Genomic DNA, 20,802 nt, shown 5'->3' on the forward strand with positions numbered 1-20,802 from the left:
TCCATATTCCGATTTTATAATTGCAAGAATTCTACCAAAGTAGAATAGATGATATTAAAAAAATATTAAAAAAAGTTTTTTAGCGAATTGCGTTCCCGAATCAATCGATAAAAGACCTACAAAATACTTGTATAAGCATTGAAAAATATATTCAGCATACAAACAGAGCAGGATTTCCTGGAAGCAGCATTGGAAACTTTCCGTTATCAGTATGATCATATTGAGGTGTACAGGAAGTTCGTGGATTTTCTGAAAATCCATCCGGATGAGGTACAGACATTGGCAAAAATTCCGTTTTTGCCAATAGAGATGTTTAAAAATCATCAGATACTGGACAAAAATGTCACGTCAGACCTCTTTTTTCAAAGTTCAGGAACTACGCAGATGAATTTGTCCAAACATCACATTGCAGATCAGAATATATATCAGGAAAGTATTTATAAAAGTTTTGAGCAGTTTATCGGAAAGCCTGAAGATTTTATTTTTCTGGGATTGCTTCCAAGTTATTTGGAGAAACAGCACTCTTCCCTGATTTATATGGTAGATTATCTGATGGAAAAATCTGGTAAACCTGAAAATGGGTATTTCCTTTATAACCATTCGGAGCTTGTGGAACTTTTAAATAGTCTGAATGATAAAAAAGTAATTCTTTTCGGAGTTTCTTTTGCGTTGCTGGATTTTCTGGACTACTGCCATTCAGAGCAGAACGAACAATCACTTAACTTTCTTGAAAATTTAGTGGTGATTGAAACAGGCGGTATGAAAGGCAGAAAAGAGGAAATGACAAAAGACGAACTGCTGAAAATTTTACAGAACGGCTTTAAGACAGAAAAAATCTATTCTGAATATTCCATGACAGAATTGCTTTCCCAGGCATATTCCCTTGGAAATAACGAATATCAATGTCCAAACTGGATGAAGATCATGGTAAGAAATGCTGAAGACCCTTTTTCATATGAGAAAGAAGGAAGAACCGGGGCTATTAATATTATCGATCTGGCGAATATCCATTCCTGTTCATTTATTGCCACTCAGGATCTGGGAAAGGAAACCGGTGATACTTTTCAGGTGTTGGGAAGAATAGACCATTCTGATATTCGCGGATGCAGTCTGCTGGTTTCATAATACATAATTGCCTGATCCATATTCAAATTAAAAATCGATAATTATACTAAGGTGCTGAAGATCGAAGAACTTGTCCATGCCTACATCCATTATCATTGCGATTTTGAAAAAGAAATTGTGCTGACTAATCATTTCCAGGGTGATTGGGAAGCGGATATATTAATTATAGATTCAGATGGAGGCAGTCATGAAATTGAGATCAAACTTTCAAAAAGTGATTTCAAAAACGATTTCAAAAAATCATATATCAATGCTGAAACCGGAGAAAAATTTTTGAAGCACGATAAAATATCCTCTGGAGATTATGTGTGTAATGCCTTCAGCTTTTTACTTCCAATGGGAATGGTGGATCATACGGCGATTCCGGAACACTGTGGAATTATAGAGTTTTATCATAATGCAGACACCTGGGAAACTGAATTTTATCTGATACGAAATCCAAAAAAAGTACATGAAGACTCTTACTGGAAACTGAATGATAAAGATCTGTTTATCCGGAAAATGGCTTTAAATCTGATTCAGCGTAAAATGGAGATCAAAGGAAAACATGAAGAGCTTATTTTTAAAAATCCATTTGATATTAAAAAGAAAAAATAGAAATCCTGTCTGCCGGCAGGATTTTTTATGCTTTCTTTTGTACATTAGTCCGGGATACATCTGAGTTTTGAATATTAGCTTCAAATGAATGAAATAGTCTGATTCGGTGAGATTTACATACATTTTGTAACTTTTTAAACCGTTTTTATCAAAAGGAAAAGAATATGAAAGAAATGATCTGCCCTTATTCGTGGGATTGCGGAAAAAGATTTGAACCAAAAGAACTGAGCAAATTTGATTATAATTTTCTACAATCTGCGGTGGAAAAGAAAATGACATTTATGATCATTCATTGTCCCAATTGTTCAAGGGAATTTAAGTTTGATACCGTACAGTGGGAAGCAGATGAATTCGGACATTTAAATCCGAACGAGCCAAAGAAAAAAGTTAAAAAGACGACAAAGCAATTGACGGCTGTTCTCAATAAAGCAAAAATTGAAATCCCACTTCCATATTTTGAATATCTAACCAGTAATGAGTTTAAGCCTCATTTTTCTGTTTTTTCAGATGAAGAGGATTTTATTCTTTACGACCTTCATGAACTTTGTGAGAAAGTTAATGTGGATGGGAATCTCTATCTTACCATCAGCCAGCTGAAAGGATTTGCCAATACAATGCTGGCAGTTATTGGAGAAGATTCCCAAAAATTTCAGTATAAAGAACTTTCAGATGGTTTAACAATTGGTTACGAAAACACAAGAATTTTATACATAGATGACAGAGATCACCGGTCGTTACGGATTTTTCATCCTGACGGTGGAGATATTGAGGAAACTGGGATAACCTTGGATGAAATTGTTAACTGAAAAAAATAGTCGTACTGAAATACAGATGTCAATCTTTAAAAAGAAATTCAATGAATAAATTATTTTTCCTTTTTACGGTCATAATATGCAATATATCATATGCACAAAAAAAGACCGGGAATGATCTGTGGTCAGGAAGTTATGTGGTGACCTCAAAGAATGATGGGCAGAAGGCAGATGCAGATACTTTAATAATCACAAAAACTGCCGATGCAGATCCGGATAAAGTTCCTGCTAAGTATGAATCTGATCTTGTGCGCTGGACACTGACTTCTGCAAAAGGGGGCGATAAGGAAAAACAGATCGTTAACCGTTTTTTATTTGACATAAAAAATAAAGAAGATGCCTATGCAGAATTCGGTTGGACGGATTTACATAAAAATGGAAAAATGAACTGTATAGACGGCGGCCATTTTTTTATTTGCCAGACTGAACCCAATACGGAAGTCAAATTTAATAAAGAAGAAAAAATTTTTACGAAAACCGGTATTTTTGGAATATGGCTGCATTATGGCCTGGTAGAATTAGAGAAAATTAAATAATCGCTGATTACAAATTAATCATATACAATGAAGAATCTTTTTTTAGGCCTTTTGGTGGTGGTGTCGGGTTTTTATCATGCCCAGTATTCAGGTAAAACACAAATTTATATCCTGGGAACCGTTCATGAACCTTCAACAATCTTAAATCCGCAAATGCTCTTTGAAATCCTGAATACCATACAACCGGATGTCATCCTGCAGGAACTTGACAGTGAGCAGATGAAAGATTTTCAGAAAGAAAGCATGTCTAAAAATTCAAATGAAGTAAGTGCAGCCTTATTGTATTCAAAGAAATATCCCAAAACCCTTAATCTGCCTTTCGAATTTGAAGGAAGAAATCAATACCGAAAAGATAACGGAATGGTTCCTACGGATAATCTCACTATAAAACTGATGGACAGCTTGTACAAGAAAAATGCACTGAGCCCGGTGAATACCATCATTTATGAAAAATACCAGCAGGCCAATACTGCCTTAAAAGATTTTGCACAGTCAGATATCAAAACACTGAACTCTCTGACTTTTGAATCCGTTAACAGATACCGTCAGTTTGTACAGCATCATGAAATACCGAAGGTTTCTAATTCGGAGGAAATTTTTGCCCGTAAGTTTGTGGTAAAGCCTAATGGAGAAAAGATTTCATACCGTGACGGATACCAGCTTTGGTGCAACTTCTGGGATTTAAGGAACAATACAATGTCGCTGAACATCATTAAAAAAGCAAATGAGTATAAAGGTAAAAAAATAGTGATTTTAACAGGGGTACAGCATAAATATTATCTTAAAGAATTACTTGATAAATATAACGACGGGAATTATACAGTCGTTGAATATTTTAAATAAAGATGCCGTTTTGTGTTGAAGAACAGGAAAAAAATAAACTATCTCATTTTGAGATAGTTTATTTGAAAAATTATTATTTAAAATGTATTGTTACGTTATGCTTCTGCAGTTTCTCTCTGCAATAAGAATTTATAGATTAATCCTCCGGTTACCCCTCCTAAAATAGGAGCTACCCAGAATAACCAAAGCTGCGACATCGCGAGCCCGCCTACAAAAACAGCCTGCGAAAGAGATCTCGCCGGGTTTACAGAAGTATTGGTGATAGGAATAGAGATTAAGTGAATTAACGTCAATGCCAAACCAATAGCAATACCTGCAAATTTTCCGTTAGCCCATTTGTCTGTTGCGCCTAAAATTACAATCAGGAAAAATGCGGTTAATAGAAACTCAGCTAGGAATGCCGCACCCATACTGAATGCTTTTCCATTGTACACTGCTTCGCCGTAGAAGTTGGTCGCAAAATCTCCGGGTTTAGAGAAGTTGGTTGCTCCGGCACCGTTAAGGATAACGTACAAACATGCCGCTGCAGCAAGTGCTCCTAAACATTGAGCTACAATATAAGGAACAAGGTCTTTTGCCGGAAATCTTCCTCCTGCCAAAAGCCCGAAAGAAACAGCCGGATTGAAGTGACCTCCGGAAATGTGACCGACAGCATAGGCCATCGTAAGAACGGTAAGACCAAAGGCTAAAGCAACCCCCAAAAGGCCAATGCCAATGTCTGGAACACCCGCTGCGAAAACCGCGCTACCGCAACCTCCGAAGACAAGCCAAAATGTGCCGAAAAATTCAGCAAAAAATTTTTTTATCATATTGTTTACTTTAAATGTATTTCAAATGTAAAATTTAAATCTTAAAATAAAAAGATAAATTTCAAAAATATTTCAGATTTCGGGGATGTAAATTTGAACATTCAGCAATTTGGTTTAAATTTTGTTATGGATTTTGTTTTAGCAGGTTTCTGTTCTGGGTTGAATGATATAACATAAATGTTTATCTTTCGTTAATACATTTAAATGCACGGTTAATGAGAAAGTTTCTTTGTTGGGTATTTGTGCCTTTTCTTTATAATTTTCATTATTCGCAAGCCTCTAAAAAGGCTTTTCCTTGTTACGACTTTACACAAGTTCTGAAGGTGGAGCCCAGTGCTCTTTATAAACCGCATATCGATGCTTCAAAAAGTTTTGGAGTGACTCTGCTGAAAGATGCCAAAACCGTACAGAAATATATTAACAACGGGAAGTTTCATAAAGTGAAAAAAAACGGCAAAGGCTACCGCATTCAAAAACTGGATTACAGCAGGCCATACATGGTTTCTAAAGCCAAAGCCACTCTGGAGAAAATGGGTTCCAGATTCAGTAAAGAAACCAAGGGGCATACTTTTACCGTTTCGTCGATTACCCGAACCCTCGAAGATCAGTGCCGGTTAAGAAGAGTAAACTCTAATGCTTCGTTAGGAATAAGCTCGCACAACTATGGAAATTCTTTCGATATTTCTTATATACGATTCAATGATGTCTTGAAATACAATCCCAAGATGGAAGCTGCTCTGGAGAAAGTTTTAAATTACTATGTCAACACCGGTAGAATTTATTACATAAAAGAAAGGCAGCAGAGTTGTTATCATGTTACGGTAAGGAATTATTAATTAAAATTCAAATTAAACGGTTTACTTGCATAGCACATTTAGTTTGCATAATTTTATGCCACTAAATAAACCATGCTTATGACAACTTTAAACAGAGATGAATATACTCTTGCAACCGCTGAGTGGAGTAGTTGCGTATCTGATTTCACAGCTATCGAAAAATTAATTCCTACCAATTACATTTTTGAAATGCCAAAAGAACAACTCGATTGGATCAGGGAAAATAACCAATACAAAGACTTCTGTACAGAAGTGGGGATCTACAACGATAAACTTATATTGATTTTTTGTCCGCTTGATGAGAAAGGCCAGAGAAAAGCGATGCCAGCTTATGCATTCAGTACGCTTTGCCCACTTGACGGAACTCTTACACTTCAGGAGAAACAAGAATACACCATCGTTAAAAATTCTGTACTTTCGAGTGATCTTCGCAGAGTGGATAATGACGAAAGTATGATTCTTCCTGTTACCGACAGACCTATTATGTCTCAGGATAAGGCTGTTGCGGCTATTGAACTTTGGAGAACCGAAGGAATGGATTGGTTTTACTTAGAATGCACCGAATTTGAAGGAGTTAGAGTATTTAAAAGATTCTATGTGCCGGCAACCGATCTGTGTCCTGATAAACCAGGATTATTACAGATTAAATGTTCATTCGGACTGAAATACAACGATATTTACCAGAGAATGTTAGTGACCTTAATTTTCATTTCTTTCTATCAGGTATTAGAAAACAATGGAAGTGCACAAACTATTTCGAATACATACGACTGGTCTCAGCCGTGTCCTCCGATTTGCAGAATATAAAAATTTAATAAAAGATAACGTAAATGGAGGATACTTTTAAAGTAATACTTTATTTGAATAACGGCTTTCTTGTTCTAAGTGCATTAATTGGACTTATAAAATTTAAGCATTTAAAAAATATAGAAAAATGGTATGTGTATTATATCATTTTTCTTTTTTTGATAGAAAGTATTGTCAAAATTTCAATTTATCTTTTACAGTTGGAGAATGTAGATTTTCTATATCCTCTCTATGTTTCAGGAGAACTTTTGATACTTGGAATTCTGTTTATAAAGAAATCAAACCTGTCGTATTACTGGTACATTCCAATTGTAGCTGCTATCGGCTATTTCCTTATTGGAAACAATATAGGAACGAATGAGCTTAAAAAAGTAATTTCGAATATCATCGTAATATCCTTTGTGGGATATTCGCTGTTGACGGAGATTAAAAAGACCAAAATCAATGACCGGTTCCTGTTGGTAGATGCCTTTATATTCATGTATTACGCCGTCTCAGTATTTGTGTTTTTTCTGCTCCGGCAGCTTAAAACCTTCTCCAATGATGAGGTATACCTGATCTGGAATGTCAATAATCTCCTTTGCTGCTTTTTATATATATCAATCATTTATACCTTTTTAAAATTAAAGAAATAACCTTAAATATCGGCTTCTTTATTACTTTGATTATTGTCCTGATAATTATTGTAGTCTTTGTTTTGCTGGCGTATAAATTTTTTATTGACCGCATTATCAAAGAAAAAAATGCCCAGTACGAAGCAGATGTTCTTCACCAGAAAAAGCTGGTGCTGGAAAATATCAAAGCTCAGGAAGAAGAAAGAAAAAGGATTGCCGTTATGATCCATGACGATATCGGAAACCGGCTCAATATCCTTTCACTGTGGCTTAATAACCTGGATACCCAGGGCGATGATCTGATTAAAAAAAATATCCATACGCAGATGTCATCCCTTATTGATGCTGCCAGAAGCATCTCTCATTCATTGTACCCTGTCAACCTTGAATCCGTAGGTTTTGTATTGTACGTGGAAGAATTGATCACCAATCTTGCCCATAAAATCAATATTTCCCTACATGTAGTACCGGGATACGAAAAAAAGGATATTTTTGTGGAAGTTCAGCTGTACAGAATTATTCAGGAGTTTACGACCAACGTTATCAAGCATTCCACGGCAACAGATTTATGGATCTATATAAGAGACTATCCGCAGGATATGGCGGTGGTAATTTCCGATAACGGACAAGGATTTGATTATGATCTCGTGAAAAAAGGAATGGGGATTAAAAATATCGAATCCAGGATCAAATCAATGAATGCTTCCCACAAATGGAAAAGCACATTACATAAAGGAAGCCGTTTAATCATTAAAATTCCAAAAAACAATGAATTCCCAAATCAAAATAGCCTTAATTGACGATGAACAGCTGATCCTGGAAGGAGTCAAAATGCTGTTGTCAAACGAAAAAAATATATCGGTAAGCCTTACCTCCAGTAATGGACCTGAGTTTATTGAAAATCTGAAAAACCTTACTCCCGAGAAATTCCCGGATATTGCTCTGGTAGATGTACAGATGCAGCCCATGAACGGATTTGAACTGGTGGAAATTCTTAAAGAAAAATACCCTGATTTAAAAATCATTATCCTTTCCTCCCATTACAAAACCTCTATTTTGGGTTATATGGTAAAATTGGGTGTTTCTGCATTTCTTCCAAAAAATTCAGATAAAAAAACGTTTATAGAAGCTATAACGATGGTCTATAAAAATGGAGTTTTCTTCACAGCGGAAGACCACCAGATGCTCTTTTCTTACATGAACAGCTCTGCCAAGAAGAAATCCCTGTTTGAGATGGAAGATGAGCTTTCCGAGCGTGAAAAAGATGTGGTAAAGCTGATCTGCCAGGAATTTACCAACAACGAAATCGCAGAAAAGCTTTTTATCAGCCCGAGAACAGTAGAAAGCCACCGTCAGCGTATCCTCGAAAAGATAGGGGCTAAGAATACCGTCGGTATAGTCATTTATGCCATTATAAACAATATATACTCGCTTGAAAAAATATAATTCCGTAGAAATACGGAATTTTTTATTTAGTTGTTTTTACGCTAGTAATCTTTTTTTTTCCGCCGTTAATTTGAAACATTAGTTTGATGGAGCTTTACGGGCAGGCGGAGAACGAAAATGTACATAAGAAAGTGTAAATAATTAAAGCGAAACACACAGATGGGAAACGACAATATTGTACCTGTAGGAATTTTTTTCGATGGAACTGGAAATAACGGGATCAATGCCTCCGCAGCAGATAAACTTCCTAAAACTAATGAAAGTTATTACGGTGCCTGCACCAATATCTTTAAACTTTTCAGTTTGTTTACCGGAGATCAGAAACTATATGTAGAAGGAATAGGTACCGTTACAGGAGGAGAAGACAGCAATATAGCAATGGCCACCTGTGCAAATCCACCGGGATGTGAAGGGTATTCTTCAGATGATAAACTTAATAAGGCGTACAGCTTTGTTCAGGGAATTGTCAATAATACCGCCAAACAATATCAGTTTTATATTTTCGGATTCAGCAGAGGCTGTATGCTGGCAAGGAATTTCTGTAACCAGTTGCTGGCAAACTATCCATCCGCAGATATTACCATCAAGTTTCTGGGTGTTTTTGATACCGTAGAATCCAAACCTTTTAACGATTACAATGTCAGTGTACCGCAGGCAGTAGAAAATGCACTTCATCTATGTGCGGTAAATGAATGCAGATTCTTTTTTCCGCTTACCGGTTTTTTTGAAACTTCAAAAAGCGGACAGGACACGGCATACAGAGCGGGAACTTCCGTTTGGAAAGAAGTTTTTGTTCCGGGAGCTCATGCAGATGTAGGAGGAGGATATCTGGAAGCCTCACAGTCGGTATACATCTCTACAGACTTTGTCAACAGCAATGATTTGCATGATTATGTTGCAGATGTAAGAAATGCAAAAACAGATGCTGAAGGAAATAAGATTTGGGACTCACTGCTGTCGGGTTATCAGATAGATTCAGGAGAAGTCCTTTCTCAGGCATATGTTTCCAGAGATAATGTATATCAGGACCTTTCTAAAGTGTACGGACGGTTAATGTTGGAAGAAGCTAATGCTGTATCAGAGATGTTCAGCACAACATTTAGCATAGATGATTTTGAAATCGATCCGGAGCAGCATGGATTATTAATTGAACTGTATGCAGTACTGGAGCCGTATCTTAAAAATTTTTCAAAAAATCTAAAGCCTGCTTATCATTACAGTCAACTGGCGGATTACACCCATATTTCAGCCAATTTTGGGCTGTACAGCAATGATTTACTCCTGCGGTCTGGAGAGAATATTGATGCTGAGCTGATCAATAACGGATTAAATGTTCCAAGTATTACCTCTGCAGATCATGAAACCCGCTTAAAAGTATCTACAGAGCTGCATCTTCCGGAAGACAGTCTCATTACAGACTTTCTGTATGGAACCAACGTTCCGAATAATGATATTTGGAGCCGTTCAATACTCATGAAATAAAAAATTAAATATAATAATGTTAGTAATTTTTCAGTTTTAAATTTAGGTTGTGTAAAAGGGGTGTCTGGCAGGATACCCCTTTTTTTAAGGGGGATTTTCAAATAATAATCTGCTAAAATCCATAATTGTAATCTTGTACCGTAAAAATACGGATGCTTAATTGGGTATTTATACGATAGGATTTAGTTTTTAATAATGGTTACTTTGAATTGTGATATATGCGAAATGCTGAAGACAAATTAAAATTCTATATCTCCATATCAATAAAAATAACCGGCTATATTAGTTGAAAAATAATTGAAACAGAAAATAAAGCAGGTGTTTTTCTTACAATTCTATACTATCCAAAGGGTATTTCATATACAATATATAAGTTTTTAATAGAGAAAGGTTGTTCTTCCGGGAGCAGCTTTTTTATTGCCTTTCCCTAAAAAAGTGCATTTTCTGAAATTTCATAACTCTTTCATGAATTTTTTTAAGCATCAAAGTTGACTTTCCAAGACGATGATGTGAAAACTTTACACCAACAGTTACAGAATTGTATTTTCAAAATACTCAGTTCAATATCATAAAAAATGTTAAATATTTCATTGTTGCACTAAATTCAAATTTTCTACAGATTGTTCGTACACATTTGTGGTAGAGTTTGAAATAATTTCAATTCTGAATTAAAATATTGTAAAATGAAAAAGTCAATAATGGGAATGTTATTATTGAAGCCAATCTGGCGAAAATGGACAATATACAGCGTCTCTGGTAACAGCATTTGGGATACTTTTTCATCAATTATTATTATAGAAAGGCAACTACTATATGCGGGTGTTTCAGCAGTAATTATCACACAAAAATTTTAAAAAAGTATGGTTTAGATTTATTTTTTGAGGTTTCGGGGACTACATTTTTCGGGCAATAAATAAAATTTCCAACTATGATTACTTTTTTAGAAAATCACATTTTCGCCATTCAGATTTCTCTGTTTTTATTTATTTTGATTGTGTTTTGGTTGATAGAAAACTTCTATCAGATGCAGAATTCAAGGCAGAAAGTATTACATACGTTTGTGAATGCACACTTTTTAATTTTTGTAATTCCCGTGCAGATGTGTTTATCCGTTATCGCACTTTCTGTTTCTAACCAGACGGAAATTAATTCCTGGGGACTGCTAAAATATCTTCCGGTAAAAGAAAATACATTCACATTTTATCTCATAGCAATCGTAGCACTGGACTTTTCAAATTTTGTATATCATTATTTAATGCATAAAATTCCTGTTTGCTGGCGCTTTCATCAGGTTCATCATAGCGATATGGAGGTGGATATAAGCACGACTTTTAGAGAACATCCGGGCGAAACTTTTCTGCGGGTCAGTTTTTTTATCCTGACTATTTTTGTGCTGGGTATTTCGCCGTGGATTATTATTGTGTTTCAACTGTTCGAAAGCAGTTCAAATATTATTTCTCATTCAAGCATAAAGCTTCCGGAGCGAATAGACCGTTTTGTGTCACTTATTTTTGTAACACCAAACTCTCACAGTATCCACCACCACTACAGATTACCGCATACCGACACCAATTACGGTGATATTCTTTCCATTTGGGATCACCTCTTCAGAACCGCATCCAGAATGTGCCAAAAAGAAGTCGTTTATGGAATTAACACACATATGAATCCTGTTTATAACGCCAATTTTATAATGCTTATTAAAAGGCCTTTTCGAAGGAAAAATAAAAAATCAGGTGCCCGTAACAGCGGCATTAATAATATGCTGATTTTTATTTTAATTCTTTGCAGCCATACTTTTCGAGCTCAGGAAAAAGTATTGCCTGAAATAAAAGATTCAACCGTGATTGAAACAGTTCTTTTAGCTGGAAAATCAAAAAAGCGAATCAAAAAAGAAGTTAATCCAGCCTATAAAATATTATTGAAAGTCTGGCAAAATAAAGATGAAAATAAAAAAATAAGCAATCCCTTTTATGAATATGATGAGTTGAGCAGCACAGAAATTGGTTTGAATGGGATGACAAAAAGCTTTACGGATGACGTGTTTAAAAAAAAAACAGATTCGGGAATGGCAAAAGGTCTGCTCACAGGAACAGGGGATAATTTTGATATTCCCATAGAGCTTCTGCAGACTTTTAGACACCATTATGTTTCTCCAAAATTTAATCTGGAAAGAAGTAAATTACTTGGAAAAAAAGATATTGGTGTACCCCAGAATTTGAAGCTTTTTGAAAGGCTGGAAGCAGCTTTTAAAAATATAGATCCTTATGAAGAAAATATTGTTTTACTGAACAAAAACTTCGTGAGTCCAATTTCCAGAGAAGGCTTTGGCACGTACGATTATGTTTTAAAAGATAGTCTGAAGGTGGATAATGAAACCATATACTCTATAGATTATTTTCCAAGAGAAAGCAGAGAACTTGGTTTCAGGGGTGAATTCAAAATATCCTCCATAAATTATGCGTTGGTTTCTATCGTGTTGAAAACCCCTCACCATATGAACCTCAATTTTGTAAAAGATTTGGATTTTAGTAAAACATATTCTTTAAACTCACAGCAAAAATATATTCCGGAAAGTAATAATTACAACGGCGTTTTCACTATTCTCAGCAAAAAAGATGAAAAAGGATTATTTGTCATAAAAAAAGATTTTTTCAGCAATTATACTTTTGATGAACCTCAAAAAATATCTTTTTATAATGTTGCAGATGAAGAACAAATATCCTCTCCTACAAAAGATTTTATTGAAGAAAATGCTGATGCGGAAACTAAAAGAATTCAGAAATTAGTAGAATTTACAAGCACTACCAAAAAAATAACCAATCTTACCAATGCGCTCTATTCTTTTTCGGAAGGCTACTTTAATGCATTTAAAGGCATACAGCTGGGAAATATTTACAGTGCTGTAGCATCCAACGAAATTCAGGGCTTTAATTTCCGGTTGGGTTTCCGGACTTATCAAACGTTGAATGACAGGTTTAGAATTCAGGGTTTTGCCACCTATGGTTTTAAAAATAATTCTTTAAGTTTTGGGTTGGAAGGAAAATATCTGTTAATAAAAAACCAACGTGTCATAATAGATGCGGCCTACACCGATGATTACCAGCAGGCGGGTTTAACACGTTTTGTAGGTGATTATATTTTGCCAAATGCTGAAGATGAATCCAAAGCTATTATTTCCAGAGGAAGAAATTATTATTTGTCTAAAATTGATAAAGCAAGTGCGAAAATTTCAATGGAGCCTTATAAAAATTTTCAATTTGGAGTGATGGCGAATTACAGTACTATACAAAGTGCGGCGCCAGATTTATTCTCTCTTGCTTTTATCAACCCTAAAACTCAGGCATTAGAAACCCAGACGAATGACTTCAATACCACATTTTTTATAAATTACACGCCCAGAAGAGAAGTTTTCGGAAACGGGGTGGAACGGAATTTAGGAATAAAACTGCATCCAACCCTGTTGCTTAATGTTATAAATGGTTTCAATGGTGTAGGTAAATCTCAATTTGAATATCAAAAAATCAATATTTTATACAATCATCCTATTTTTACGGGAAAATTTGGGGTGTTGGATCCTACCATTATTGCAGGAAAAACTTTTAATCCAGTACCCTTGTCTTTAGCAAGTGGAGTTTCCGCAAATCAAACTTATTTTTATGCTCCCAATACCTTTGCCCTGCTCAATTATTACCAGTATGTTGCCGATGAATTTGTTCAGTTCAATGTAGAACATCATTTTAATGGATTTCTCATTAATCATATCCCACTTCTCAACCGAACGAAAATGAGAAGTGTTCTTTTATTTCGAACGTATATGGGACATGTTTCGGGGGAGTCAAATGCAGTGAACCGCTCAAATATAAAATATAATGTACCGGCAAAACCTTATATGGAATATGGTTTTGGGTTAGAAAATATTGGTTTTGGTAACCTTCGTCCTTTACGTATAGACTTTATTTGGAATAATATTTCTACAAAAAACAATGATAATGTTTCTCCAAAATTCGGAATAAGGTTTGGATTTAATACAACATTTTAATGAGTGTTTTTCTGCTCATCAAGAAATTAATCCTTGATCTTAATAAAAATATTTAGCTGAATGTAGAATGAAAACTCTGTGATGTACTGATCTAAGATTAAATAATAATGGCAGCAGTTCCAAGGGTATTTGTAATTGCTGAGTTTTTAATAAGAAAGGTTGCTCGTCTGGGCAGTCTTTTTTTTGTTTTAAATATTGATTCAGTAGAAATACTGAGCCTGCAATTTGGTGGTTTTTACTCTATATTCTGATTTTTTTTCATTGTTACTTTGAATTATTCAAACCCATATCATCACAATATTAATACCCAAAAACTAAATATTATGACAGTATCAGAATGGCTTTCAACAGCAGGTAAGCTTCATTCCGCTTGTGTAAGTGAGCAAGGCGAAGGTAACGGAAGTGGAAGAATCACGATGTCACAAGCAAAAACTCTGAATGTTTTGCAACATGCGATAGGATCAGACCACGGAATCAAGCAGGTTACCTATAACGAGGCGAGAGTAAGCCTTGATGAAATGTTTGTTATGGTAAAAGCGGGGCAAAAAACACCACCACTTATTGCTGGATAAAATGGGAAAAGATTTTCAAAAATAAAAACAATAACTTTTTAAAACTAAAACAATTATGGCATGTAGAACAGCATCTGTTGAAAGAGTAGCAGATAAAACAGTAAGTGCAAAACAGCAAATAGACAAGCTTCAGGCAATGATCGAATCTCAGGAAGCACACAACAAGGCTGTTTTTTATAAGCAAATTGATGAGCATTTGGCAAGTGCAAAACTAACAGATGCTAGAGAGATTTCTTATACATCTAATATTAAAACAGAATATGTAAGCGAATTCAGCCTTGATAAAATAGCAAGTGTTGTCGTTTCTGCGTTAAAAGCGGCTAAAGCTGCAACAAATCCGGCGTATCCGCAAGCTCCTACCAGTCAGGAAGCTATTGAAGCGTATTCGGACGTTGTGAATGCAGTAGCGGAAGCGGCAAAATCTTCATCGAATTCTGCAGCAAGTTTAGCTTTCTCAATGAACAGATTGGCTCCGGGAACGATTGCTTTCCTTTTTGCATCTTCAATCAATATTCAGGATGAAGAAACTTTCGGAAGCGAAGCCATTACAACAACAGCAATCTATTACAGGTTAATGGAAAGCCCCAGAGATGTAGAATTGTCAGCAGCTTTAGATGCAACAAGAATCCGTGTTTCTGCAGATTTGGCAACTTACAAAAAATTCATTGCATTGCAGGCAGCGTTGGTAGATGCTCTTGCAGATGGTAAAATAAGTTTTGAAGTTTATCTTCTACAAGATGATAAATATGCTAAAAAGGCGGCCGAACTGGAAAAAAGAGTAAAAGACGGTACACCTGTCGCAAAAGCTGCAAAGGGTCTTGTTCCGAAAATTTTATCTGTTGAAGATATGGGATCAGGAACGCACAAGGCTCTTGTAAACTCCGCGGTAGAAAAATTATCAGCAATGGGAGATGCTTACAAAAGCGTTGTTGAAAGAACACGTTCTCGTATAGAAAACGGATATTTCTAATATTTTTTAATAAAATGACTACATAATATCATCATTTTAAATTTAGGTGCATGAAGCTGTTCTTTGAACAGCTTTTTTTATTTCCGACTATTCATTTCTTTTTCCGTATTTTTGCACCCGAAAAATATTCAGTATTAATTCTTAATAATATCATTAAATGCTTTCTGTTCAAGGTCTAGGATTACATCATTCGGGAAACTATCTGTTTCAAAACGTAAATTTCACCATTAAAAAGGATGATAAAGTAGGGTTGGTAGGTAAAAATGGAGCGGGAAAATCCACTTTATTGAAAATGCTTTCCAAAGAAATTACTTTTTTTGAAGGAGTGGTGGTTCCTGAAGGAAATATCACGATTGGTTTCCTGAAACAGGATCTGGATTTTGTGAAAGGAAGAACCGTATGGGATGAAACCCTGCAGGCATTTGAGCAGATCAATGCATGGAAAAATGAGCTTGAAGAAGTGAATCATCAGCTGGCAACCAGAACAGACTATGAAAGCGATGCTTACACAGACCTGATTAATAAAATGACGGAGCTTAATGATCTTTTAATGCATCATGATGCCTATAATCTGGAAGGTGATATTGAAAAAGTATTATTCGGGTTAGGATTCAAAGCCAGTGATTTCGGGAAAATAACCGATGAATTCTCCGGAGGTTGGAGAATGAGAATCGAACTGGCAAAACTTCTTCTTCAAAAGAATGATTTAATGCTTCTCGATGAGCCTACCAACCACCTGGATATGGAATCGATTATCTGGCTAGAAAACTTCCTGAAAGATTATCCCGGTGCTATTGTTCTGGTAAGTCACGATAAGCAGTTTATGACCGCGGTTTGTAACAGAACTTTTGATGTGAATAACAAGAAAGTGGATGATTATAAAACTAATTATACCAAATATCTTGTGATGCGTGAAGAGCGTCGTGAAAAACTGATTCAGGCTAAAAAGAATCAGGACGCGGAGATCAAGCAAATGGAAGACAATATTAATAAGTTCCGTGCCAGTGCAACCAAAGCATCTTTTGCCCAGTCACTTATTAAGAAATTAGATAAAATAGACCGTATTGAAGTTGATAACGAAGACGTTTCCAAATTCAATATCCGTTTCGTGCAGTCCGTTGTTCCCGGAAAAGTAATTTTCGAAGCGAACCATCTGGGGAAAGCATACGGGAAAAAACAGATTTTTGACGAAGTAGATTTCATCGTTCAGAGAGGAGACAGAATTGCCCTTCTTGGCCAGAACGGACAGGGAAAAACAACCCTGGCTAAAATCCTTGCCGGAGATATCAAAGATTACTCTGGAACCTGGAATTTAGGACATAATGTAAATATTGGTTACTTTGCACAGAATCAGGAAGAAGTGTTAACACCTAATAAAACAGTGTTAGAAGAAGCCGAAGATTCTGCAACCGAAGAAACCCGTCCAAGAGTAAGAGATTTATTAGGATCGTTCTTATTTCAGGGAGAGGCAGTGAATAAAAAGACAAAAGTGCTTTCCGGAGGGGAAAGAAACCGTCTGGCGCTTTGTAAATTGTTGCTGCGTCCTTTCAACACGTTGATTATGGATGAGCCTACCAATCACCTGGATATTCAGTCTAAGGAAATTATTAAGCTGGCATTACAGAAATTTGAAGGAACTTTAATTGTAATCTCTCACGACAGAGAATTCCTTCAGGGACTTTGTGATAAGATCTACGAATTCCGTGATGGAAAAATGAAAGAATTCCTGGGAAGCGTAAACGAATACCTGGAGTTCAGACAGAAAGAATCCATCAGAGAAATCTCCGCTGAAAAAGCGAAACTTCACAATGAAGACGAAAAAGAAGAAGTAAGGGTTAAAGCTGAAGCAAAAGCAGAGGTAAAACCCGTACCAGCCAGTCAGCAGTCTGCAATACTTAGTAAAGAACAAAAAAATATCCAGAATAAACTGAAAAAAGTAGAAGATAAAATTTCTGAGCTTGAAACAGCCATAGAAGGCATGGAAGCTACTTTCACCAAAGAAAACCCTTCTGAAGAAACGCTGGCTAAATATAATGCGACCAAAGAAGAACTGGAGCTTGCTCTTCAGGAGTGGGAATATTTAGGGTCTCAGCTGGATTAATAAAAATCAATGATATAAATACTTTGGTTTCGTTCAGTATGACAAGGATGTAAGTACTTAATAAAGTATAGGCATACCATGTGATGCTGAACAAAGCAGAGGTGTTTGTAACAAAGTACCAATCGCTTCGACGTATTGTGAGTAAGTTTTACTAAGCATTTAGGAAACTTAATGTAAAATTTAAATTATTATTTCATATTTTTGACATATGATTTTTAAGGAAAGCAGAATTTTAAAGAGTTTTATCTCCAAGCTTTTGTTTGGGATATACTGTATTGCGCTGTTTTCTCAAAGTTTCCACCATCATGATTCTGTAGATTATTTTAAGAATTTTAATCTTAAAAAAACAGAAAATACCCTTTCAAAAAATACCACCAAAGAAAAAGTCGGCGACTGTCTGGCTTGTCATTTCTTAGCGACAGGACATACTTTGGTTCCTGAAGAATTTACCTTCAATTTCGAGCACTATACGCAAGAAATAAAGCTGGTTATTGCCATTCAGGAGAAAATATGGTCCCAGACTAAATTCACTTTTCAACTCCGGGGGCCTCCCGCACTTTCATAACGGATAGATTTCAACGGATTTTTCATGAATTTTTAAAAGTAGTATTGATTTTTAATGGCTTTATACCATTAATCATCATGGTATACTTTAAGAATACTAAGGTTAAATGAATAGGTAAAATATAATGTACATCCATACATTGTACGTTTATACTTTTTGCATCATCATTTTGCATCTTAGAAAAAATCCAACCAACAAATTTTTACAAAAATGTACTTGTTAAAGAGTACGCAATCAATCTATTTACAATGAAATTGATATATAGTTTATTGTTGATCCTTTGCGGATTAGCATTTACAAACGCACAGAAAACGTACACTGTAGAAGGAACTGTTCAGGATTTCCATGACAAAAGCAAGCTTGAAAATGCAGTCGTGAAAATTGGTGATTTTACGGCCAAAACAGATGAAAAAGGTAAGTTTTCACTCAACAAAGTTCCTGCAGGAACCTATATTCTCATTGCAAAGCATCCTGATTGTAATGATTATACTGAAAATATAGGAGTTACCAAGGATCTTCATATTACCATTACCCTGGAGCATCACAGCCATGATATTGAGACGGTGACCCTTCACGGAAGCCATAAAAACAACGGAAGTATCGTCGTAAAGACGTTGGACAAAGCAACAATTTCAAGAAATGTTACCGAAAATCTTGGAAATCTGCTTACCAATATTTCAGGAGTTAATGTGCTTAAAACAGGGAATAATATCGCAAAACCTGTTATTCATGGACTGTACGGAAGCAGGGTTTCTATTCTCAATGACGGAGTAAAACTGGCAGAACAGGAATGGGGAGTAGAACATGCACCGAATGTTGACGTTAATAATTTTGAGCACATCGATGTGATAAAAGGAGCCTCTGCCCTGAAATATGGAAGCGGAGCCATCGGTGGTGTTGTAGTATTGGAACCTCAGGTCTTACCTAAAAAAGATACCATCATGGGAGCGGTTTCCCTGTCCGGAATCTCTAACGGCCGTGGAGCAAGCCTTAATGTGAAACTTGCAAAAACCTGGGAAAATGGCTGGGCAATTAAAACAAATGGAAGTTTTAAAAAACTGGGCGATTTACAGGCTCCCAATTACGGATTAATGAATACCGGGGTTCAGAGTTCCGGGTTTAACTTTGGAGTTCAGAAATTAACCTTTAACAGTGGGATTTCTTTTGATTATTATTTAACCAACAGCTCTATCGGAATTTTGAGAAGTTCCCATACCGGTTCTGCAGAAGACATGGCCGAAGCCCTTACCAGTAAAGAACCTCTTTACCAAAGAAACTTCAGCTATGATATTGATAATCCAAGACAGGATATAGAGCATCATATTGCTAAAATCTCTGCCTACCAGCGGTTTGAAAACTTTGGAAAGATCACCGCAACTTTTAGTTTTCAGTATAATCACAGGAAGGAATATGATATACGACGTACGGAGGAACTCAGCAAGACACCGGGATTAGACCTGGAACTGATCACGAACGATTTCAATGTTAATCATTTAATTGAAAGAACAAAATGGAATCTTGAAACAGGAATTAACGGCGGCTACCAGAATAATTATTCTAATCCTGATACGGAGGCAAGGCGTCTGGTTCCCAATTATGACCGATTTTACGGCGGAGCTTATTCCGTTTTCAAATATAAATTGACACCGAAACTGGATGCAGAAGCGGGAGTAAGATATGATTTTGACCGTTATGAAGTAACCAAATGGTATGATCTGAGCGACTGGAATAATTCCTATGCTGCCGATTTTTCCAACTTTGTAGTAAGAATTAATCAGAACAGAATCCTTACAAAACCGAAACTGAATTATAATAATTTTTCCGGAAATGTAGGCTTTACCTATCATCCTACAAACAATTTCAATTTGAGACTGAATTATGCAAGAGTTTCCAGATCTCCCAATGTTGCCGAGCTTTTCGCGGATGGACTGCATCATTCTGCAGCCATCATTGAAAAAGGAGATATGAACATTAAAAATGAAACCGGAAACCAGTTTAATCTGGTTGCTGATGCCAAATTCAATGTTCTTGGCGGATTGAATATTTCCGTAAATCCATATTTATTTTATACTAAAAACTTCATTAATGAAGTTCCTATCGGATACAGCAATACCCAGTGGGGCGGAGATTTTGTAGTGTACGGATACCAGCAGATTGATGCGAAAATGTATGGCGTGGATCTGGATGTAGCCCTTAAAATCAATGATAATTTATCCTATAAAGGAAGCGGCTCTTATGTATACGGACAGGATCTTACGCACGATGTTCCCCTTATTATGATGATGCCTGCTAATTTTAATAATTCATTGGAATTCAGTAAAAAAGAATGGCGGAACTTTTATGTTAACGTAAGTAATACTACGGTTCTTAAACAAACAAGATTTCCTGTGTACAACATTTTCGTGAGAAGATATGATACAGACGGAAATCCTTATAAACAGGAAGTAGATATTTCTACTCCTCCAAAGGGATATTCACTTTGGAACCTTCAGGCAGGGGTAAATCTGACTAAAAATTTCGGAGTGGATTTCTCTGTACGAAATGTATTCGACAGCGCTTACAGAGATTATCTGAACAGACTGCGCTTTTTCTCCGATGAAATGGGGAGAAACTTTATACTCACTCTTAAATATCAATTTTAATTA

18 protein-coding genes are annotated in these 20,802 nt (G+C 35.9%); 17 read left to right on the forward strand and 1 reads right to left on the reverse strand.

Features of this window, described 5'->3' with window-relative positions; translation table 11 throughout:
* Positions 1-138 precede the first annotated feature (138 nt).
* The 5 genes from IW15_RS05360 (at position 139) to IW15_RS05380 (ending at position 3,913) form a co-directional block, all read left to right on the forward strand.
* On the forward strand, positions 139-1,125 hold the full coding sequence (locus tag IW15_RS05360) for a LuxE/PaaK family acyltransferase (protein ID WP_034709907.1): 987 nt from the start codon (positions 139-141) through the stop codon (positions 1,123-1,125).
* Positions 1,126-1,176: 51 nt separating this feature from the next.
* Positions 1,177-1,722 (forward strand): hypothetical protein, encoded by a 546-nt coding sequence (locus tag IW15_RS05365; RefSeq protein ID WP_034709908.1) that lies wholly within the window; start codon positions 1,177-1,179, stop codon positions 1,720-1,722.
* Positions 1,723-1,886: 164 nt separating this feature from the next.
* The gene (locus IW15_RS05370; protein WP_034709909.1) at positions 1,887-2,528 is read left to right on the forward strand and encodes a hypothetical protein; all 642 of its coding nucleotides are present in this window, start codon (positions 1,887-1,889) and stop codon (positions 2,526-2,528) included.
* A gap of 50 nt (positions 2,529-2,578) precedes the next feature.
* Complete coding sequence (locus IW15_RS05375) at positions 2,579-3,070, forward strand: hypothetical protein (RefSeq protein WP_034709910.1); 492 nt, start codon at positions 2,579-2,581, stop codon at positions 3,068-3,070.
* A gap of 27 nt (positions 3,071-3,097) precedes the next feature.
* Positions 3,098-3,913 (forward strand): hypothetical protein, encoded by an 816-nt coding sequence (locus IW15_RS05380; RefSeq protein WP_034709912.1) that lies wholly within the window; start codon positions 3,098-3,100, stop codon positions 3,911-3,913.
* Positions 3,914-4,008: 95 nt separating this feature from the next.
* Here IW15_RS05380 and aqpZ read toward each other — a convergent pair whose 3' ends face one another.
* The gene (gene aqpZ / locus IW15_RS05385) at positions 4,009-4,719 is read right to left on the reverse strand and encodes an aquaporin Z (protein ID WP_034710268.1); all 711 of its coding nucleotides are present in this window, start codon (positions 4,717-4,719) and stop codon (positions 4,009-4,011) included.
* A gap of 218 nt (positions 4,720-4,937) precedes the next feature.
* Here aqpZ and IW15_RS05390 point away from each other — a divergent pair, with 218 nt between their 5' ends.
* From IW15_RS05390 to IW15_RS05445, 12 genes are all read left to right on the forward strand, one after another.
* Positions 4,938-5,558: a DUF5715 family protein gene (locus IW15_RS05390; protein ID WP_034709913.1), complete on the forward strand. Its 621-nt coding sequence runs from the start codon at positions 4,938-4,940 to the stop codon at positions 5,556-5,558.
* A 78-nt stretch (positions 5,559-5,636) separates the two neighbouring features.
* Positions 5,637-6,365: a hypothetical protein gene (locus tag IW15_RS05395; protein ID WP_034710269.1), complete on the forward strand. Its 729-nt coding sequence runs from the start codon at positions 5,637-5,639 to the stop codon at positions 6,363-6,365.
* A 23-nt stretch (positions 6,366-6,388) separates the two neighbouring features.
* Complete coding sequence (locus IW15_RS05400) at positions 6,389-7,000, forward strand: hypothetical protein (protein WP_034709914.1); 612 nt, start codon at positions 6,389-6,391, stop codon at positions 6,998-7,000.
* Between the two features lie 26 nt (positions 7,001-7,026).
* On the forward strand, positions 7,027-7,779 hold the full coding sequence (locus tag IW15_RS05405) for a sensor histidine kinase (RefSeq protein ID WP_228384308.1): 753 nt from the start codon (positions 7,027-7,029) through the stop codon (positions 7,777-7,779).
* Complete coding sequence (locus IW15_RS05410; protein ID WP_034709915.1) at positions 7,748-8,425, forward strand: response regulator transcription factor; 678 nt, start codon at positions 7,748-7,750, stop codon at positions 8,423-8,425. The genes IW15_RS05405 and IW15_RS05410 overlap by 32 nt, the downstream gene beginning before the upstream one ends.
* A 159-nt stretch (positions 8,426-8,584) precedes the next feature.
* Positions 8,585-9,907, forward strand: a complete 1,323-nt coding sequence (locus IW15_RS05415; RefSeq protein ID WP_034709916.1) for a T6SS phospholipase effector Tle1-like catalytic domain-containing protein — start codon at positions 8,585-8,587, stop codon at positions 9,905-9,907.
* Positions 9,908-10,835: 928 nt separating this feature from the next.
* Positions 10,836-13,949 carry a DUF5686 family protein gene (locus tag IW15_RS05420; RefSeq protein WP_034709917.1) on the forward strand — a complete coding sequence of 1,038 codons (3,114 nt, stop codon included), beginning with the start codon at positions 10,836-10,838 and terminating at the stop codon, positions 13,947-13,949.
* A gap of 323 nt (positions 13,950-14,272) precedes the next feature.
* Entirely contained in the window at positions 14,273-14,521 is a 249-nt protein-coding gene (locus IW15_RS05425; protein ID WP_131368503.1) for a hypothetical protein, read from the forward strand.
* A gap of 55 nt (positions 14,522-14,576) precedes the next feature.
* The gene (locus IW15_RS05430; RefSeq protein WP_034709919.1) at positions 14,577-15,491 is read left to right on the forward strand and encodes a hypothetical protein; all 915 of its coding nucleotides are present in this window, start codon (positions 14,577-14,579) and stop codon (positions 15,489-15,491) included.
* 157 nt (positions 15,492-15,648) lie between these two features.
* Complete coding sequence (locus IW15_RS05435; RefSeq protein WP_034709920.1) at positions 15,649-17,592, forward strand: ABC-F family ATP-binding cassette domain-containing protein; 1,944 nt, start codon at positions 15,649-15,651, stop codon at positions 17,590-17,592.
* A gap of 208 nt (positions 17,593-17,800) precedes the next feature.
* On the forward strand, positions 17,801-18,157 hold the full coding sequence (locus tag IW15_RS05440) for a hypothetical protein (protein WP_034709921.1): 357 nt from the start codon (positions 17,801-17,803) through the stop codon (positions 18,155-18,157).
* 248 nt (positions 18,158-18,405) lie between these two features.
* The gene (locus IW15_RS05445; protein ID WP_034709922.1) at positions 18,406-20,799 is read left to right on the forward strand and encodes a TonB-dependent receptor; all 2,394 of its coding nucleotides are present in this window, start codon (positions 18,406-18,408) and stop codon (positions 20,797-20,799) included.
* Positions 20,800-20,802: the final 3 nt, after the last annotated feature.

The sequence above is a fragment of the Chryseobacterium soli genome, assembly GCF_000737705.1.
Lineage (GTDB): Bacteria > Bacteroidota > Bacteroidia > Flavobacteriales > Weeksellaceae > Chryseobacterium > Chryseobacterium soli.

Bases quoted from the DNA above. Each gene is read 5' to 3' on its own strand.
- IW15_RS05370 (WP_034709909.1), top strand. From the start codon at position 1,887: ATGAAAGAAATGATCTGCCCTTATTCGTGGGATTGCGGAAAAAGATTT.
- IW15_RS05375 (WP_034709910.1), top strand. From the start codon at position 2,579: ATGAATAAATTATTTTTCCTTTTTACGGTCATAATATGCAATATATCA.
- IW15_RS05380 (WP_034709912.1), top strand. From the start codon at position 3,098: ATGAAGAATCTTTTTTTAGGCCTTTTGGTGGTGGTGTCGGGTTTTTAT.
- IW15_RS05390 (WP_034709913.1), top strand. From the start codon at position 4,938: ATGAGAAAGTTTCTTTGTTGGGTATTTGTGCCTTTTCTTTATAATTTT.
- IW15_RS05395 (WP_034710269.1), top strand. From the start codon at position 5,637: ATGACAACTTTAAACAGAGATGAATATACTCTTGCAACCGCTGAGTGG.
- IW15_RS05400 (WP_034709914.1), top strand. From the start codon at position 6,389: ATGGAGGATACTTTTAAAGTAATACTTTATTTGAATAACGGCTTTCTT.
- IW15_RS05410 (WP_034709915.1), top strand. From the start codon at position 7,748: ATGAATTCCCAAATCAAAATAGCCTTAATTGACGATGAACAGCTGATC.
- IW15_RS05415 (WP_034709916.1), top strand. From the start codon at position 8,585: ATGGGAAACGACAATATTGTACCTGTAGGAATTTTTTTCGATGGAACT.
- IW15_RS05420 (WP_034709917.1), top strand. From the start codon at position 10,836: ATGATTACTTTTTTAGAAAATCACATTTTCGCCATTCAGATTTCTCTG.
- IW15_RS05425 (WP_131368503.1), top strand. From the start codon at position 14,273: ATGACAGTATCAGAATGGCTTTCAACAGCAGGTAAGCTTCATTCCGCT.
- IW15_RS05430 (WP_034709919.1), top strand. From the start codon at position 14,577: ATGGCATGTAGAACAGCATCTGTTGAAAGAGTAGCAGATAAAACAGTA.
- IW15_RS05435 (WP_034709920.1), top strand. From the start codon at position 15,649: ATGCTTTCTGTTCAAGGTCTAGGATTACATCATTCGGGAAACTATCTG.
- IW15_RS05440 (WP_034709921.1), top strand. From the start codon at position 17,801: ATGATTTTTAAGGAAAGCAGAATTTTAAAGAGTTTTATCTCCAAGCTT.
- IW15_RS05445 (WP_034709922.1), top strand. From the start codon at position 18,406: ATGAAATTGATATATAGTTTATTGTTGATCCTTTGCGGATTAGCATTT.